This window comes from Clostridium neonatale, assembly GCF_001458595.1.
Lineage (GTDB): Bacteria > Bacillota > Clostridia > Clostridiales > Clostridiaceae > Clostridium > Clostridium neonatale.
This window is the reverse complement of record NZ_LN890327.1, coordinates 648261-667553: the sequence shown is the minus strand read 5'-3', so window position 1 is coordinate 667553 and position 19293 is coordinate 648261. Positions and strand designations below refer to the sequence as shown.

At 29.4% G+C, this 19293-nt stretch carries 19 protein-coding genes; 3 read left to right on the top strand and 16 right to left on the bottom strand.

The features are described 5' to 3' along the window. Positions 1-164: 164 nt before the first annotated feature. Positions 165-896 carry a glycerophosphodiester phosphodiesterase gene (locus tag BN2920_RS06340; RefSeq protein ID WP_058294168.1) on the bottom strand — a complete coding sequence of 244 codons (732 nt, stop codon included), beginning with the start codon at positions 894-896 and terminating at the stop codon, positions 165-167. 216 nt (positions 897-1112) lie between these two features. Between BN2920_RS06340 and BN2920_RS06335 the strand changes: the two genes are divergently transcribed. Further along, positions 1113-1577, top strand: coding sequence for a GreA/GreB family elongation factor (locus tag BN2920_RS06335; RefSeq protein ID WP_058294167.1), 465 nt, complete (start codon positions 1113-1115; stop codon positions 1575-1577). 396 nt (positions 1578-1973) lie between these two features. Here BN2920_RS06335 and BN2920_RS06330 read toward each other — a convergent pair whose 3' ends face one another. The 10 genes from BN2920_RS06330 to BN2920_RS06285 form a co-directional block, all read right to left on the bottom strand. After that, positions 1974-2600, bottom strand: a complete 627-nt coding sequence (locus BN2920_RS06330) for a cytidylate kinase-like family protein (RefSeq protein ID WP_058294166.1) — start codon at positions 2598-2600, stop codon at positions 1974-1976. A 25-nt stretch (positions 2601-2625) separates the two neighbouring features. Further along, positions 2626-3330 (bottom strand): ABC transporter ATP-binding protein, encoded by a 705-nt coding sequence (locus BN2920_RS06325; protein ID WP_058294165.1) that lies wholly within the window; start codon positions 3328-3330, stop codon positions 2626-2628. Further along, the gene (locus BN2920_RS06320; protein ID WP_058294164.1) at positions 3323-4099 is read right to left on the bottom strand and encodes an ABC transporter ATP-binding protein; all 777 of its coding nucleotides are present in this window, start codon (positions 4097-4099) and stop codon (positions 3323-3325) included. Before BN2920_RS06320 ends, BN2920_RS06325 begins: the two co-directional genes overlap by 8 nt. 1 nt (position 4100) lies before the next feature. Continuing rightward, entirely contained in the window at positions 4101-5132 is a 1032-nt protein-coding gene (locus BN2920_RS06315) for a branched-chain amino acid ABC transporter permease (protein WP_083498725.1), read from the bottom strand. Positions 5133-5144: 12 nt separating this feature from the next. After that, entirely contained in the window at positions 5145-6029 is an 885-nt protein-coding gene (locus BN2920_RS06310; RefSeq protein WP_058294163.1) for a branched-chain amino acid ABC transporter permease, read from the bottom strand. A gap of 103 nt (positions 6030-6132) precedes the next feature. Beyond that, entirely contained in the window at positions 6133-7305 is a 1173-nt protein-coding gene (locus BN2920_RS06305) for an ABC transporter substrate-binding protein (protein ID WP_058294162.1), read from the bottom strand. Between the two features lie 400 nt (positions 7306-7705). Continuing rightward, positions 7706-9646 carry a bile acid Fe-S flavoenzyme BaiCD gene (gene baiCD / locus BN2920_RS06300; protein WP_058294161.1) on the bottom strand — a complete coding sequence of 647 codons (1941 nt, stop codon included), beginning with the start codon at positions 9644-9646 and terminating at the stop codon, positions 7706-7708. 200 nt (positions 9647-9846) lie between these two features. Next, positions 9847-10434 (bottom strand): TetR/AcrR family transcriptional regulator, encoded by a 588-nt coding sequence (locus BN2920_RS06295; RefSeq protein WP_058294160.1) that lies wholly within the window; start codon positions 10432-10434, stop codon positions 9847-9849. Positions 10435-10549: 115 nt separating this feature from the next. After that, entirely contained in the window at positions 10550-11485 is a 936-nt protein-coding gene (locus tag BN2920_RS06290; protein WP_058294159.1) for an alpha/beta hydrolase, read from the bottom strand. Between the two features lie 184 nt (positions 11486-11669). Then, positions 11670-12635 (bottom strand): tRNA dihydrouridine synthase, encoded by a 966-nt coding sequence (locus BN2920_RS06285; RefSeq protein WP_058294158.1) that lies wholly within the window; start codon positions 12633-12635, stop codon positions 11670-11672. Between the two features lie 552 nt (positions 12636-13187). Here BN2920_RS06285 and BN2920_RS21660 point away from each other — a divergent pair. Together BN2920_RS21660 and BN2920_RS06280 are read left to right on the top strand one after the other, a co-directional pair. After that, a complete protein-coding gene (locus BN2920_RS21660; protein ID WP_172437841.1) occupies positions 13188-13334 on the top strand; it encodes a hypothetical protein in 147 nt (48 codons plus the stop codon). Between the two features lie 23 nt (positions 13335-13357). Continuing rightward, positions 13358-13567 carry a cold-shock protein gene (locus BN2920_RS06280; RefSeq protein WP_058294157.1) on the top strand — a complete coding sequence of 70 codons (210 nt, stop codon included), beginning with the start codon at positions 13358-13360 and terminating at the stop codon, positions 13565-13567. Between the two features lie 151 nt (positions 13568-13718). Here BN2920_RS06280 and bsh read toward each other — a convergent pair whose 3' ends face one another. From bsh to BN2920_RS06255, 5 genes are all read right to left on the bottom strand, one after another. Next, entirely contained in the window at positions 13719-14708 is a 990-nt protein-coding gene (bsh, locus tag BN2920_RS06275; RefSeq protein ID WP_058294156.1) for a choloylglycine hydrolase, read from the bottom strand. 64 nt (positions 14709-14772) lie between these two features. After that, the gene (locus tag BN2920_RS06270; protein WP_058294155.1) at positions 14773-16089 is read right to left on the bottom strand and encodes an amidohydrolase; all 1317 of its coding nucleotides are present in this window, start codon (positions 16087-16089) and stop codon (positions 14773-14775) included. A 286-nt stretch (positions 16090-16375) separates the two neighbouring features. Then, a complete protein-coding gene (locus BN2920_RS06265) occupies positions 16376-17422 on the bottom strand; it encodes an ABC transporter substrate-binding protein (RefSeq protein ID WP_083498724.1) in 1047 nt (348 codons plus the stop codon). Positions 17423-17449: 27 nt separating this feature from the next. Continuing rightward, the gene (locus BN2920_RS06260; RefSeq protein WP_058294154.1) at positions 17450-18481 is read right to left on the bottom strand and encodes an ABC transporter ATP-binding protein; all 1032 of its coding nucleotides are present in this window, start codon (positions 18479-18481) and stop codon (positions 17450-17452) included. 28 nt (positions 18482-18509) lie between these two features. Beyond that, positions 18510-19292 (bottom strand): ABC transporter permease, encoded by a 783-nt coding sequence (locus BN2920_RS06255; protein WP_058294153.1) that lies wholly within the window; start codon positions 19290-19292, stop codon positions 18510-18512. Position 19293 lies beyond the last annotated feature (1 nt).

Below are 19293 nucleotides of genomic sequence, written 5' to 3'. Positions count from 1 at the left end.
AAAAGAAATGCAGATAGATTTGTTTACATCTATCTGCATTTCTTTTTTTCAAGTTTTGTAAAATATAATCAATTCACATTGTTTAATAATTTTATCTCATATAAACACTACCATATAAATGGAGTTCTTTATATTTGAAAGTTTGCTTTTCATATTTTTACTTACTATTCATTTCCTATTATTCTTCTTGCTTTATCCGGATAATTGGTTATTATTGCATCAATATTATTTTTATTTAAATACTTCATTTCTCTTTCATCATTTACTGTCCAAACGTGAAGCTTTATATTTTCTTCTTTACATTTTTCTATAAGATTATCATACTTAAGATTGCAGTTCCATGGATGCAAAGCATCAACTTTTAATTTTTTTGCATAATCTATAACATCTATCCATCCATCACAATACAGCAACCCTATTTTAGCATTTTCATCTAATTCTTTTACTTTCATTACTGAATAATGATTAAACGAAGAATATATTATACGTTCTTCCATTTTCATTTCTTTTGCTAGAGACAATACTTTTTCCTCTATTCCTTCATAAAAAAACACACCTGTTTTGAGTTCAACATTAATATCCATTTCAGTTGATTTCAAAAGTTCGAAAACTTCTTTTAAAGTCGGAATATTCACCTTATGGTACTTTGAATTCGAGTGATTAAAATTAAACTTTTTAAGCTCTTTTAATGTATAGTCTTTAACAAATCCTTTTCCATTACTTGTTCTATCTATTTCTTCATCATGTATTACAACAAGTTCTCCATCTTTTGAAAGCTGAACATCAAGTTCTATTCCATCTGACCCAATATCTACTGCAAGTTTAAATGCTTCCAAAGTATTTTCCGGTGCATAAGCTGATGCACCTCTATGTGCCCATACTTTTGTATTGTTCATACCTACTCTCTCCATATATCTTATCAACAATTTTATACTACACATAAAGAGTATCACTAATTTTTAATTAATGATACATTTTTATTATTAAATTAATATAATTCTTTACTAATAATAGCTCTGTTAATATTATAATGTTTTATTGTAAGTCTCTTTTATTTTTTTTCATATGTTATATAATAGTAGCAGAACATCTTTTGAGAGGAGTTAATTTTTATGCATAACCAATTAACATCAGAAAATATGAAAAAACTTCAGGAAGAATTAGAATATAGAATGACTGTTAAAAGAGCAGAAATAGCAAAAGAAAAATTAGTTGCTGCTGCACATGGAGATAGATCAGAAAATGCTGAATATAAGGAAGCATGCAGAAATTATAGAGAGAATGATAATAGAATACAATACTTGTTATCTATGATTAGTACAGCTACCATAATAGATGAAGATGATATAGATAAATCCGTTCTCGGAGTTAATAGCAAAGCAAAAATAAAATTTGTAGAAGATGACGATGAGGATACAATAACCCTTGTAACTACCATGGATGTAGACCCTGAAAATATGTGTATAAGCATAGAATCTGACCTTGGTAAAGCTTTATTAGGAAAAAAATCTGGTGACATAGTGGAAGTTAATGCTCCTGGTGAAAATTATACTGTAGAAGTGTTGGAAATCTTATAAAAAACAAAGATTAAGTGCTATCTTACAAACTAGAATTTGTTTATCAATTCTCAATAGTCAACTTTCAATAATCAATGAAGGAAAAAAGCTTACAGCTTTTTATTATATATATTGCATTGCTATGGCATTAGCCATAACATTCGCTGGCATATAGTGCTTAGTGAAGCATGAACTTAGCACTATAGCCAATATTTTTCTGGAAGAAAAATATGTTTCCTAATCAAACAGCGAATTACATTTGCTTTGGCAAATATAGATGCAATACTATAGTCTTAGAAAAACTGAAAGTTTTTCATCCTTCATTGAAAATTGATCATTGATAACTGATCATTAAAAGACAAATTCCAATTTATATTACATACAAAAAAGCTGATGTCTATTACACCAGCTTTTTTACTAAAGTGTCCCCATCCTAAGCTTCATATATTCTTTTATGCACCCTACTGTTTTTTCGAATCCTAATTTTCCTGTATCAATACACAAGTCATAGTTTTTCATATCTTCCCATTTATTTCCTGTGTGATAAGTATAATATTCACTTCTGTAGGTATCCCATTTCTTTATATATTTCATTGCTTCTTTTTTCTCTGTACATAAATAGTAAATTTCATGTTCAATACAGAAATCATCAGAAGCATATAGGAAAATTTTAAATACATTTGGCTTGTCTTTCAATACATAATCTGCACAACGCCCTATTACAACATATGATTCTCTCTCTGCAAGTTCACGTAATACTTTTGCCTGATAATTAAACAAGTTATTATCAGAAGCAAAATTATCACTTTCAGGAGGTATTAATTCTCCCTTGTAAACTTTTTTAGATACACGATATAACAAACTATTTTTTATTCTTTCATCTGCATTTTCAAATAGAGCCTCATTAATGCCACTATCTTCTGATGCAAGTCGGAGAAGCTTTTTATCATATAAATCTATACCAAAGTCATCAGCAAGCATTTTACCAATTGTAGTTCCTCCACTACCTGCACGTCTTGTAATTGCAATCACAAATCGTTCCATATAATCCTCTCCCTTATAACTTATATTAATCACCAAGATATGCTTTTCTTACAGCATCATCATGTAGTAAGTCATCTGCACATCCTTCCAAAACTATATTTCCTGTTTCAACTACGTAACCACGATCTGCAATTTGAAGTGCCGCATTTGCATTTTGCTCAACAAGCAGAATTGTAGTATTTTCTTTACGTATGCTTTTAATAATTTCAAATATTTCTTCAACAACTATCGGCGCAAGCCCCATTGATGGTTCATCCAATAATAATAATTTAGGTGAAGCCATAAGTGAACGTCCAATTGCAAGCATTTGCTGCTCTCCGCCTGAAAGTGTTCCTGCTAATTGATTTCTTCTTTCTTTAATACGTGGAAACCATGCAAAAACTTTTTCCATGGATTCATTAATTTGTTTTTTATCTCTTTTTAGATAAGCTCCTAAAAGTAAGTTTTCTTCACAAGTCTGATCTCCAAAAACACACCTTCCTTCTGGGACCTGACTTATACCTGCAGCCACAATTTTATGCGGTGCAATATTACTTATAATTTTACCATCATAGCTTATAGATCCGCTTTTTACTGGATTTAAACCACTAACTGCCCTAAGAGTTGAAGTTTTTCCTGCTCCATTTGCTCCAATCAAAGTAACTATTTCTCCATCATTTACCTCAATACTTAAATCATGTATTGCATGAATTGCTCCATAGTATACATTAATATTTTCAATTTTAAGCATGCTTATCAGCCCCCCTTCCAAGGTATGCTTCTATTACCTTTGGATTCTTTTGTATTTCTTCTGGTACTCCATTTGCTATAATCTGACCAAATGAAAGAACATAAATATATTCACAAACATTCATAACCAGCTTCATATCATGCTCAATAAGTAATACAGATATTTTAAATTCATCCTTAATCCATCTAATCATATCTGTTAATTCCTTTGTTTCTTGTGGATTCATTCCTGCTGCTGGCTCATCTAATAATAATAACTTAGGCTTTACAGCTAAAGCTCTGGCAATTTCTAACCTTCTCTGCTCTCCATATGGTAAATTTTTTGCAAGCTCGTTAGCTTTATTCTCTAATTTCATAATTTTTAAGAAGTTCATTGCTTCTGCTTTCATGCTTTCTTCTTCTATAATTTGCCCTGGAGTATGAAGAACAGATCCAAGCAAACTTGTTTTAGCTTGACAGTCAAAGCTTGTCATTACATTTTCAAGAACGGTTAATTCTTTAAATAGACGAATATTTTGAAATGTTCTTGAAATTCTTTTTGACGCTATATCATAAGGCTTAATACCATCAATTCTTTCATTATTAAATTCTATCTTTCCATATGTAGGTTTATAAACACCTGTAAGCATGTTAAACAATGTTGTTTTTCCAGCTCCATTAGGTCCAATAAGGCCTACAAGACTTTCCTCTCCAATTTCCATATTCACTTCAGAAACTGCTGTCAATCCTCCGAATTTTATTGTTAGATTTTCTACATTCAATAAAGCCATGCTATGCACCTACCTTTGTTTCTGATTTAGAAGTTTTCTTAGAAAATAATTTTTTTATCCATTTAACTATACCTTTTACTGTTATTTCTTTAGAGCCTAAGATTCCATCTGGCCTAAAGATCATCATTAAAACAAGTAAAAATGCATATATTAACATACGATTTTCCTTTAATGCATCACCTAAACCACGTAATGATTCTGGCAAAAATATTAATATAGATGTTCCAATTACTGTTCCTGATAGGCTTCCCATTCCTCCAAGTACAACATAAGTAATTAATTCAAATGATTTTGAGAAATTAAATGTTACTGGATCAATAAATGTATTAAAATGGGCATACAATCCTCCTGCAAGCCCAGCCATGCCACTTCCGATTATAAAAGCGATCATTTTATATTTTGTAGTGTTTATTCCCATTGCTTCAGCAGAAATTTCATCTTCACGGACTGACATTATAGCCCTTCCCTTAGATGAATGCAGTAAATTTTTAAGAAATGCAAAGCATCCACATACACACAAGAAAATAATTAAGAGACTTGACTTTGTAGGTATGCTTGTCATTCCTCTAGCACCGCCTACATAATCGATGTTTTGAATAATAACTTTAACAATTTCACCAAATCCTAATGTACATATTGCTAAATAGTCACCTTTTAATCTTAAGATTGGATAACCTATTGCTGCGGCTAAAATACATGCTACTATAGTTCCTACAATTAATGATACTGCAAAAGGCATATTAAAATTTTGAGTCATTATTGCAGAACCATATGCACCAATTGACATAAAAGCTGCATGTCCCATAGTAAGCTGACCAGTAAACCCTAGTATTAAATTAAGTCCAAATGCCGCTATCATAAATATACCAACCTGCTTTATAATTCTTAGGGTATAGTTATCCATAATACCCATTTGAATCATCATCAATGCTATCCAGTATATAATCAATATAACTCCGAGAGTAACAGCATTATTAATGTAGGTCTTTTTTATACTTTTTTTAAAATTCATTTTTTCTGCATTAATATCCATAAATCTTTTCACCTACACTTTCTCTCTTGCATTCTTTCCAAATAAGCCATCTGGCTTTACTAAAAGAATAATTATAAGTATTGAAAATGCTATTGCATCTGATAAACCTGAACTAATATAAACCTTTGATAAAGTTTCAATTAGTCCCATAATAATTCCACCAACCATTGCTCCTGGAATTATTCCAATTCCACCAAGAACAGCTGCTACAAATGATTTTAAACCTGGCATAACCCCCATTGCTGGTGTTAGTTTTGGATATAACATACCAACTAATACTCCGGCAGTTCCTGCGAGTAACGATCCCAATGCAAAAGTTAATGAAATAACTCTATTTGTATTAATTCCCATTAATGCTGCTGCATCCATATCAAAAGAAGTAGCTCTCATAGCTCTCCCAACACTTGTCTTCTTAATAATAAATTGTAATATAATACAAAGTAATAATGTTGTAAGAACAGCAATAATTTGATAATTGCTTATGATGATACTTCCTAATTTATATGATGTTAAAGGTAATATTTCAGGAAATGATTTTGTATTTGGTCCTGCGAGGACATTTGTTTTAATTAAATTTTGTAACAATAATTCCACACCCATTGTAGTAATAAATAATGTAACTTTTGGTGAATTACGCAATGGTTTGTATGCAACTCTTTCTATGAGCATTCCTAATGCTGCACATGCTACCATAGCAAAAACTAATGTTCCTGAAAAACCAAATCTGCATACTGAAACAGCAAAGTATCCTGCGTATGCTCCAAACATATAAATATCACAATGTGCAAAGTTAATTAATTTTATAATTCCATATACCATGGTATATCCTATTGCTATGAGTGCATAAACACTCCCCTGACAAATACCATTCACGATTTGCTGCACCAAAGTATTCATCTTTTTTCGCCTCCCTATAATCTGTACTATAAGCTATATAAAATGCTTGCATTATTTTATACAATTTGCTGCAAACATTTTATATAATTTCCCCTAATCTTCCCTATTTAGGTTCAATTTCTTTTACAAATTCGAATTGTCCATTTTTAACTTGATTTATTACAACACTCTTAATAGGATCTCTATTTTCATCAAATTTATAGTGTGTAGTTCCACAATCTTCATCTAGTTTATTTAATGCATCTTTAATTGCATCTGAGTCTGTACTTCCTGCATTTTTAATTGCTGCTGAAATAATGTATACTGAGTCATAAGCCAATACTGAGAATGCACCTGGATCTTGTCCAAATTTATTTTTATAAGTCTCTGCAAACTTAGCTAATTTTTCAGATTTAATCGATACGTGATCTGTAAAATATGCACCTTCAACTGCATCTCCTCCAACTTCTATAAGTCCTGGATCTGACCATGAATCACTACCTAATAATTGAACTTCCAAACCAATTTCCTTTATTTGTTTTGCAATTAATCCTACAACATCATAATCATCAGGTATATATAGTACTTTTACACCTTTATTTTTTATTTCTGTTAAGTAAGATTTGAAATCACTTTCTCCAGTATTATATTTTCCTTCATATGCAATTTCTCCACCTAAACTTGTAATTGTTTCTTTAAATGTATCTGAAATTCCAACACAATAGTCTTTTCCAACATCATATAAAACTGCAACTTTTTTTGCATCTAAATCGTTATATGCATACTCTGCTGCTATCTTCCCTTGGAATGGATCTATAAAGCACGCACGGAATACATATTCTCCACCTTCACTTGTAACCTTAGCATTTGTAGAACCAATAGAAAGCATAACTTTTTTATTTTGAGCTGCAATTGGGGCCATTGCGATTGAACAACTACTCGCATATGTTCCGAGTACTGCATCAACTTTATCCTGTTCTATTAATTTTGTAATAGCATTTGGTGCAGTAGCTGGTTTATTTTCATCATCTTCAATAGTAGCTTTAATTTTTTTTCCATTAATTCCACCAGCATTATTAATTTCTTCAATTGCTAGCTCTGCACCATTCTTCATTGCACTACCAAGATTAGGAACACTACCTGTTAAAGGAAGTACAAAGCCTAAATTGATAGTATCAGACTCTTTACCGGATGAGCTACTGCCCCCACTTTTAGTTTCACTACATCCTGTAAATGACAGCATACACATTGAGGCTACAGTAACTATAGCAGCTATTTTTCTTAACACTTTTTTCATAAAAATCCCCTTCTTTCAATGTAATAAAATTTTTTATTTTCATTCGCTAAATAAATGTATTTCTATATAAAAACAAACAAAGACATTAATATAATTTATACATAACGCCTTTGTTTGTAATTATTTTATATATATATTGATTTTTTTGTAATTATTTATTTAAAAAATAGCGAAGCTTAATCTTTTAAATAAGCTCCGCTGCTTTATTATTTATCTTTTTTTCATTATACTACCTGTTAATTATATATTTCAACTTGCAATTGAATAATATTCTTTGTGCAATTGCACATTTTCTTTATTATATTAATTTTTTAACATAATATCACATATAACTTCAACTTATTTTTTAAATTAATTATGTCCAACTATAATTTTATATGTTTTTAAGAGTATCTCTATTTTATATTTGTCTTGCCACTTCTACAGCCTCTGCAATACAATTTAAAGCCCTACGAGCTCTAACTGCATCTCCAATAGTATAATATTTTATATTGTTTTTATCACAATAATCTGATATTTCATTGAATTTACGAGATTTTGCTCCAATAGATACAACTACTGAGTCACATTCAATTTCTTCTATACTTCCTTTATTATCTATAACAACTGAGCTTTCTTTTATTTCAATACATTTAGCATTCGTAATAGTATTGATTGACTCAGCAAATAAATTTTCCATAACACAAATTTTACGAAGTTGTCCTAAGTCTTTTGCAACTTGGTCAAGCATTTCAATTACAGTTATCTTATCTGCCTTACCTGAAATATATTCTGCAACCTCTAAGCCAACAAGTCCTCCTCCTATTATTACAACTTTTCCTGAAATATTAACTTTTCCTGAAAGTACATCATGTGAATTAGTTACATTTTCTAAATCAGCTCCTGATACTTTTAAATTAATTGGTTCAGATCCAACTGCTACTATTACTACATCTGGATTTATTTCTTCAATAACCTTAGGGGTAACTACTGTTGAAAGCCTTATTTCTATTCCTTTTCGTTTAGCCATTTCTCCCATAGAAATTGCGGCTTCTTTCATTTCTCCCTTTCTAGGAGCTGCACCTGCAAGAACAAACTGTCCTCCAAGTGAATCAGAAGCTTCACAAACTATTGGATTATGTCCTATATCCTTTAAATTTATTGCAGCTTCTAACCCAGACACTCCACCACCTATTACTAATACTTTTTTAGGTGAATCTGTCTTTAATAAACCATATTCCGCTTCTCTTCCCAGTGCAGGATTTCTCATACATGTTATAAATGGAACCTCTGGAGATGCATATCCATCATAACAGCCTTGATTGCAACCTACACATCTTATAATATCTTCTATTTTTCCATTCATAGCTTTATTGCAGAACTCAGGATCTGCTAATTGAGCCCTTCCAATTACAACCATATCTGCTTTACCACTTCTTATAATTTCATCAGCTTGTTCAGGGGCATTTATTCTTCCTACTGCAACTGTAATCATTCCAGTTTCTTTTTTAATTCTAGCTGCGTTTTCTACATTAAATCCTCTTGGCAAATCTACTGGTGGCACTTCATATTTTATCGCAGCACTTGAGAAATTTCCTCTAGACACATCTAATACATCTACGCCTGCCTTTTTAGCTGATTTACAAAATTCAATAACTTCTTCAATTGTAAGTCCATCTTCTAAACAATCATCATGAGCATCGATACGCATAAATAAAGGCATATCTTCTGGAATATTATTACGGATTGATTCTATACATTCAATCAGGAATCTCCCACGATTCTCTAAGGTTCCTCCATATTCATCTGTCCTTTTATTAAAGGCTCCACTTAAGAAAGAATGCGGTGTATAATTATGTCCCGCATGAAATTCTATAGCATCATAACCAGCTTGCACAGCACGTTTAGCTGCTTTTCCAAATGCAGCAATACATTCTTTAATAACCTCTATACTTGCACCTGGTATCACATAGTCATCTCCAACCTTAAATTCGCTTGGAAGTACTACATTAACATCTGTATCACCACTAAACATTACAGCTGATCCACCTAACCAAAGCTGTACACCTGCTTTAGCCCCTGCCTCATGAATTGCATCAGCTAATTTCTTTAATCCTGGAATGTACTTATCATCTGAAATCGCTAAAAAATTCTTAGGTGAAGCTTTTTCATAAACTGAACATACTTCAGTAAAATTAATACCATTTCCTCCACGTGCTCTAGCCACATGATAATTTATTAATTGGTCAGTAACATATTTACTACCATTTAACATCTTAGTTCCCATAGCTGGAAACTCCACTCTATTTCTTATTTCCATCCCTCTTATTTTTATAGGACTAAAAAGATTGTTATAATACATAAAAAGACCTCCTCTATATTTAATAGTTAACGATTTCATTGACTTTATTATCAACTAAAACCTATGAATAAAATTTCATACTGTTTATAAGCAAATTATAAAGCATTTTAAATTTTAAAACAATATGTTTTAAACATTTTGTTTTATTTATAACAAATTAAAAAGTCATCTAATTAATTCTATTAGATGACTTCTATAATTTATCTATTTCCTTTTAATATTTTTAATATGTATTTTATGTAATTTATTCTTCCATCTTTATTTTTTAAAAATTCTTCATTAAATACTTGAATATTTTTATCACTTGTAGGATATAAAACTGATGATAAAACAATCATTCTATGATATTTAAAATCTTCTTCTGAGCTATCCAAAACCTTTATTAAAATTTTATCAAGCTTCTCATTCATACTAGCTGTTATATTTATAATTTGATTAGACATTTCATCCTTAACTTCAGCATTTACTGCTTCTTTATGCATTACAATAACTCCTGGGTATCTTAATGAATATTCCATTATTTCATTAAGACATAAAACTACCTTTTCTTCATCATTTAGTTCATCATTATCTAATGGTAAATAAGCAGCTATTGTATTTTCTATATAAAATCTCTGAACAGTTCTTATCATTTCATCTTTGCTTCCAAAGTAATAATTTATTGCCCCTACATTTACATTAGCTTCTTTTGCAATAGTTCTTATGGGCACATTAGTAGATCCATTTTTACCAAAAAGGTAAAGTGATCTATCTAAAATTTTTTCTTCAACACTCTTTAGTTCTCTCACATTTTCACCCCAGTTAATTAAATACTAAATATAATAAATTACTATATTTAGTATAAACTACTTTTTCATAATTTTACAATAAGTTAATTATGAAAATTAGTTTTGATTAATTTAATTATGCATTCTTACTATTAACTTTATCTAATAACCAAATTGAAATATCGTTCATTACTTCCTCTTTATTATCTTCATTCAATATTTCATGGCGTTTATCTTTATAAAGTTTATATTTAACATCCTTAATTCCATTATTCTTTAGTTTTTCATATAAATTCATTATTCCTTTCCCAAAGAATCCAACAGGGTCCATATCTCCAGCTAATATATATATTGGCAATTCATTCGGTATGGATATAAAATTTTTCTCATTATGAATTTCCTTAAGTCCTCTTAAAAGATCATAATAAAATGAGGAAGAGCACACAAATCCGCAATGTTCATTAGCAATATATTTATCTACTTCGCTATCTACACTGCATAACCAGTCATAAGGAGTTCTATTGGGTTTAAATTTTTTATTAAAATTTCCAAAAGATAATTTATCCATAACTTTACTAGTATGTTTTCTTCCAAAAAGCTTAATTTCTAATCTAGATATTAATATTCCAAATGGTGTTAATTTAGTTGGTTCTCCATTACTTCCTGATAGTATTAATCCATCTATGTCTTTTCCATGTAATTCTACAAATCTTTGACTAACAAATGATCCCATGCTATGTCCAAATAAATAAATTGGTAACCCTTTATTCTCTTGTTTAGCATTAGAAATTAATTCATATAAATCTCTAACTAACCAATCAAATCCTTCATTATCAGCTATATATCCTAAATCTTCTTTTGTCCTTGCAGTTAATCCATGTCCTCTATGATCATGACCATATACAATAAAACCTTTATCATTTAAATATTCTGCAAATTCATCATATCTTAGTACATTTTCTGTCATTCCATGAGATATTTGTACTATTCCTATTTTTTCATCTTTAGGAATCCATTTGTATACATTTAATTCAATACCATCACTATCCTTAAATTTAAAGTTTTCTCTCATATTTTCACCTCATATATTAAATATATCTTCATCCTGTCGAATTATGTTTGATTATATCAAATCCAACTTAATTGTACTAGCAAAATTCTCTTTGTTGCTATTTATTAAGAAGCATAGTAAATCGTATTATATTTTATTCCAAATATATGTCATGAACTTTTTTTGCTGATTAATATCAATCATTTTAATATCTTTTACTAAATAAGCCTGCTCCTTCTATAATTTTTTGTTCCATAAACAAATTCGCAATTTCTTTATTATAATCTATTAAATTTTGCGCTTGCCTTATTTTTTTAATATAGTTCTTATTATCTGAAAACATATAAATCATATATGACCACAACTCTTTCATTTTAAATAAAGCACCTGTTTCTTGTGGAAATAATTCTATATATTCATTCAAAATATAATCATGAAACTTTTTTAAAGTTTTTTTATCTATATTGATATTATTCTCAATTTCATTTATTAATCCTGGATTCGCTAATATTCCTCTTCCAATCATAATTGTATTTACACTCGGAAAAGTTTCTATTAATTTGTTATGATTTTCTACGGTAAAAATATCACCATTATAACATACTTTATTTGTGCTTAAAGATAATGCATCTTTAAATACTTCTAAGTTAGGTTTGTTTCCATAAAAATCTTCTCGTGTTCTAGGATGAATAATTAATTCTTCCAAAGGATATTTATTATATATTTTTATAAGTTCATAAAACTCTTCTGGTCTATCTTTTCCTATTCTCGTTTTTATAGAAATCTTCATATTATCTATTTTAAATATTTCATCTAAAAATTTATCTAATTCATCCCTGTTTGCTAGAAATCCTGCGCCTCTCCCCTTCCCAACCACTGTTCCAGAAGGGCATCCTAAATTCAAATTAATTTCATTATAACCTAACTGCTTTAATTTATTTGCAGTTATAATAAAACCTTCTGCATCATTAGTTAGTATTTGAGGAACTATATTTAATCCTTTATTATTTTCAGGTTGAACATCTATTAGTTCTTTAGTTTTTAAACTTTTGCTTTCGTTTGGAATAATGAAAGGCGTAAAATATTTATCAAAACTAGGAAAGAATTTTGCATATGAATTTCTATATATGTATCCTGTGATTCCTTCCATTGGTGCTAAATAATATTTCATTTACTGGCTCCTTAAAATTTATATAATATTTACTTTTATTATAATATCATTACTTGAAATTATCTTCTACTTAAATGTTAGCTGAGTTTCCTTGGCATATACTGCTTGGTGAGGTACAAACTTAACATTCTATCCCATATTAATCTACTAATAAATATGTTTCCTTAATCAGAGAACCAAAATCTGCGATTTGGTGTGAAGCGCTTATACCTACGAATGTATATGAGTAGGTATTTCCTCTAAAAGAATTCCTTCTAACCCTCATAAAATAAGAAAAGATCCGTATTGCAGCATAGCCGCTCTTTTTATGGGTGCATATTCTTATATTCTTAAGAATATATCTTCTAAAATTCTTAAGTTCTTAAGATCTAAAATTCTTAAATTCTTATATTCCAAAGAACTCATTTTGCTAACTTAATATTTTCTCAGTAATTTTTTTAGAAAAAACTATTCATAGTACTTGTTAATTTTTTAAAATAATTTGAAATTTAAATAAATTTCGTTATTATGGATAATCTAATATAGTAATACTTTTCAAGGAGGATACAAATTATGAGCGATAAAAATATTCAGTCTAATGTAGATGTTACTTTTTCAGATCCTGCATCACCAAAATATAGCAAAAATATAAAGAATAAGGCACATGAAAAAAGTCCTTATGGAGAAGCTGAACCTTCTACAGGTACTACTTATAAATAAAATATTTAAAGGAGATAATATATATGTCTAATATAACTGGTATTGTTAAATGGTATAATAAAGAAAAGGGCTATGGATTTATTTCATGCAATGATGGAAAAGATGTTTTTGCACATCACTCACAAATTAAAGAAAAAGGACCTGAAAAAGATTTACATGAAGGAGAAAATGTAAGCTTAGATATACAAGATGGTCAGCGTGGTCCAATGGCTATAAATATACAAAAATTATAGCTTTATAAAAGAATCGTTTAAACATAATACTTAATTAATTTTATTAATTAAAATAAAATAACTTCAGCCCAATATTATTAGGCCTGAAGTTATTCAATTATATAGTACAAACAAAATATTTACTATTTTTAAATTCAATTTTCAATATATTCTAATTTTCATAATTGATGTCTAGAGTATCCCTATAATTGAATATTTTTATTTCTTTCGCATCTAAATATTCTTTATTCATATCTATTGCATTTATTCTATTATTATAATATGTATTATAATAATAAATTCCTTTCTGCTGACACATGCATGAAGTATAAAGAGTTATATCATTTTTCCCTTTTTGGGTCCTTACGGCACCATTTACCATAGCTACATTATTCAATATATGAAAAAACTCAATTATTCCACGTTCTAAATCACTAACTGTATTAATTCTAGATTTAAAAAATGCTGTTCTCACAAATCTAGATACCGTAGAAAAATCCCCAGGTATCCCCATAGAGCCCAAACCTTGCCCTAAAGGAGTTAATTCTTGATTATTCCATACTGTATTTTCTGGCTGAAGTGAACTAATGCCCATATACTGTCTTAAATTAGTTATATGCCAGTCAAATGTTGGAGAATTAGTTAAAACTCCAACTTTATTTTCGTAAACACTCAATTTCTCTTTTGTTTTTTCTATTACTATAGAATTTCCATCTTTATCTGATACCATCCAATGGAGAGTTGGTAATGGAGTAAATTCATTAAATGGCTTTTTAACTATATTTACATTTTTAATTTCTTTTCTAACCTCATCTACAGTTTCAAAATTAGATAATATCCAAAGTATTAAATCATATGGTGCTAAATTTATTTTATTAGGGATTACTTTATCCTCATAATAAGCATATCCAGGAAAGTTTAATCCTGCACAAGCTAATCCTTTTTCATTTAATCCATCTGCAAATGCTGGATACCCTTCAAATAAAGTTCCCATGCCTATTATTGCATATTTAGTTTTTTTCATTTCACCTGTTACATTATCTTTATAAGCAAATTTTCTAGGTACTAAATGTATCGATTGATTAAATGAATATTCTATATCCATATTCCTGCCAAATAGGTTATATCCATCTTTTGTTTCTAATGCTAATGCTGTACACATACTACTTTCCTCCGAATAATTTATATATTTATTATTTTAATCTAATAAAATAAAATTTATTCATCTATAAATTCTTAGCAACATCATATATCTTTTTCTTTAATCCAATTAATTCATTTCTTATAAAATTTAAATCTCCGCTGACTAATTTCTTATTTCTTACAACAATTTTACCATCCACTAGCACAGTATCAACATTTGCTGGATTAGCAGAATATACTATAGATGCATAGTAATCATATATTGGCTGCATATTTACTGATTGAGTTTCTATTAATACTAAATCAGCTTTTTTCCCTTTTTCTATTGAACCAATCTTTTTATCTAATCCAAGGACTTTCGCCCCACCCATTGTTGCCATTTCAACTAACTCTACTGATGGAAGCACTGACCTATCATTTGAAAATAATTTATGTATCTTTCCAACTAAATTCATTTGAGTAATTATATCTATTGTATTTCCACTCATAGGGCCATCACTTCCAAGTCCTATATTTATCCCTTCTTCTCTCATTTTTAAAATAGGAGCTACCCCTTTTGCACCCTTTGCATTTGCGCCAATATTATGAGATACTTTAACTCCTCTCTCTTTTAAAATATTTATATCTTCATCATTAACTAATACACTGTGGGCTGCTATAAAATTTTCATCTAATATTCCTAATTTATCGAGATATTGAACTGGTGTTAAATTATATTCTTTTACATACTTATCATACTCATAATCCATTTCAGCTACATGCATAGTTAATGGTACATTATATTTTTTGCTTAATTCATAAGCTTTTTTTAATGATTCATCATCATTAGTATATGGAGCATGTGGCGCAATGCCTGGTATTATTAAAGAATCATCTATCCATTTTTCTATAAATTCTTTTGAATACTCTAGTCCACCAAAAGGCTCTTTTGAATCTGGGGCAGGAAAATTTATAACTGATTCACATAATACTCCCCTAATGTTTAATTCCTTTGATGCCTTTGCAACTTCATCTTCAAAGTAATACATATCGCAAAATGTTGTTACTCCCCCTAACAGCATTTCACATATTGCATATTTTGCACCTATATACACTAATTCTTTATTAACTAGCTTTTGCTCTAATGGAAATAAATATCTTTTTAATCTATCTTTATAATCATCAGCTAAGCTTCTAAATGGAATCATAGATGCATGAGTATGACAATTAACCATTCCTGGAATAAGTATTCCTTCATCACCATCTATAACTTCAGCTTCTTTATATTTTTCTCTTATTTCATTATTTCCTACTTCTAATATTTTGTCATCTCCTATTACTACAACACCATTTTCTATAATATCTCTATTTTCATTCATAGTTAGTATTGTTACATTTTCTACTGCTTTTATATTTTTCATATAATAAAATCCTTTCTTTAATTTATACCACCTAATATCTTTAAAGCGCTACTTCACAATTAAAACTAAAATTGCAACTAAGTTTCTTAAATAATTATACTAGCTGTTATCTTTATTTGTTCATTTATAATTCAAGCCATTATATTTAATTCTATATAATTATTATTAATTAATCTAATAATACCGTTTTTAAAATTAAATAAAAGCTGCCTGCATCGCTTTCTGCAAACACCCTTTATTTATCTTTGTATTATTTAGACAGTAAAACTATATTATTTCCTTTAAATTAGTTCATTATTCTATTCCAAGTATCTAACCAAGTACTCATTTGCGAATTAATGTATTCAAAGTTTAGTACTTTTGCATTATCAACAACTGATCCATAAGTTAAATTTTTAGCTTCTTCATCAGTTAATTCTACTTTTGTATTTACTGGTGATTCACTTAAAGCTTTAGCTGCCCTTGCTTGAACTTCTTCACTTAATGCATAATTTATAAATTCATATGCTAAATCTTTATTTTTTGAATTCTTGTTTATATTTATAGTATTAAAGTTTAAGTATGTTCCGCTTTCTGGTACTACATATTTTACTTCAGGTTTTGCTTTAGCAATTGTTTCATAAGCAAAATTTGCTGATACAGCTGCTACTATTTCACCACTTGAGAACATGTTTGCAAGGTCTGATGATTTGCTATATGTTTTAACTACGTTTGGCTTTAACGCTTCTAACTCTTTAAATGCAGCTGCTCCATTATCACTTTCTAAATCTACTCCAGCTTTTTCTGATGCCATGGCAACAATTGCAGGACCATTAGTTGTTGTTATATCTGGTATTGCAATCTTACCTGCAAGTTCTGGTTTCCATAAATCCTCAAATGAATTAATTTCTACTCCTGCTGAAGGATCAACAACAATTCCTATACTATTTAATGTATAAGCAGGACCAAATCCTCTTTCTACAGTTGTTTGTGCTTTTTCATTTAAAAGCTCTGCATTAGAAACCTTTGAGTAATCTATTTCTTCAAATAATCCTGCTTCTATTCCTTGTTCAGCAAATGATTCTGCAAGGTATATTAAATCTACATTTGAGTTTGGATTGTTTTGAAGCTTAGTTAATCTTTCTGAGTTGTTTCCTATTTCTAAAACTACATCCACTCCATACTTTTCTTCAAAAGGCTTAAATACATTTTCATTTAATAAGTCTTCACTTAATCCCCATGTTGATATAACAAGTTTCTTTCCAGATTCATTTGATGATGCGTTGCCACATCCTACTAATGTTGTTAAAGTTAATGTTCCTAATAATATTGCTGCTAAACTCTTCTTTATCATTTGTAATTCCTCCATTATATAGACTTATTATACTAATACTATTTTATTACTTGGTAATTCTAATGTTATTTTGTCCCCTTTATCATAAACAGCTGTGTTTTCACCATTAACTATGATATTTCCAATTGAAGTTTCAACTTCATACTGATAAGACTTTCCAAGGAATGTTCTTATTAATATAGTTCCTTCAATAGTGTTTTCTTTTTTAGAATCAACTATCTTAATATCATCGGGTCTTATTGTACCTTTTACTTTTTCTTTTGTATTGCCTTTATTTACATTAAATATTACTCCAGATTCATCTTTATAAACATTATCTGAAATCCTGCTTAAGTTTATGAAATTTTCAAACCCTACAAACCTTGCTACAAATTCTGTACTTGGATTTGAATATATATTTTCCGGTGTATCAAATTGCTCTATTACACCTTTGTTAAGTACTGCGACTCTATCTGATATTGAAAAACATTCTTCCTGATCATGAGTTACAAATAAAGTTGTTATTCCAAGCTTTTGTTGAAGTTTTCTTATTTCAACTCTCATTTTTAATCTTAATTTTGCATCTAAATTACTTAAAGGCTCATCTAAAAGTAATAAACTTGGTTCTATAACTAAGGCCCTTGCTATAGCAACTCTTTGTCTTTGTCCTCCTGATAATTCCTTCGGATATCTTTTAGCTAAGTGACTCATATCAACTACTTCAAGCATTTCAGAAACCTTTTTATTTATTTCATCTTTACTCATCTTCTTCATCTTTAATCCAAATGCAACATTTTCTTCAACTGTTAAGTGTGGAAATAATGCATAGCTTTGAAATACCAATCCAAAGTTTCTTTTATGTACAGGCATCTTTGTATAGTCTTCATTATCTAACATGAATTTACCACCAGTTGGCTCTATGAATCCTGCTACGACTCTTAAAGTTGTTGTTTTTCCGCATCCACTTGGTCCTAAAAGCGAAACAAGTTCTCCCTTTTTTATTTTTAAATTCAGGTTTTCAAGTATATTATTTTTGCCATCATATGATACATCTATATTTTCTAACTTAATTAAATCCATTTTCATCCTCCGTAATTTTAGCTTATTTTTATGCTACAAATTTACCTAGACCTAAAGTCTTTTCTGCTACAAACATAACTCCAATAGTTATTATCATTAATAATACTGATAACGCTGAAACTGTTGGGTCATAATTATATTCCACATAATTCATCATTGTTATTGGCAGTGTGCTAACTCCAGGTCCTGTCAAAAACATTGATACTGGTACATTATTAAATGAGTTAATAAAAGCTAACATAAATGATGCAATTATTCCTGATGTTATATTAGGAATTACTACTTTAAAGAATGACTGAACCTTAGTACATCCAAGGCTTACAGCTGCTTCTTCAATAGAGTAGTCTACTCCTTCTAAACTAGAACCTACAACCCTTATAATATAAGGCACTATTACTAATGTATGACCTATAAATAAACTAAGATATATTGGTAATCCTAGCTTTACAATAAGAAATTGGAATAAGGAAAAACCTACAACTATTCCTGGAACTATAAGTGGTGAAAAGAAAAAACTTTTTAAAGCACTTTTTCCTTTGAAGCTTCCCCTGCTTAAACCATAAGCTGCAGGAACACCTATAATAAGCGCTATTAATGTTGATATACCTGATATAGTAAAACTAATGCCCATACTGCTCATAAAACTATCTGAATTAAATACATTTAAAAACCACTTTATTGAAAAACCTTTAGGTGGAAATGCTATGTAATTTTCTGTTCCTATACTTGTCATAGCTATTATAACTAGTGGAGCAAATAAGAAAATATATACTAATACAACGAAAATACTTAATAATTTCCCTTTTTTCATA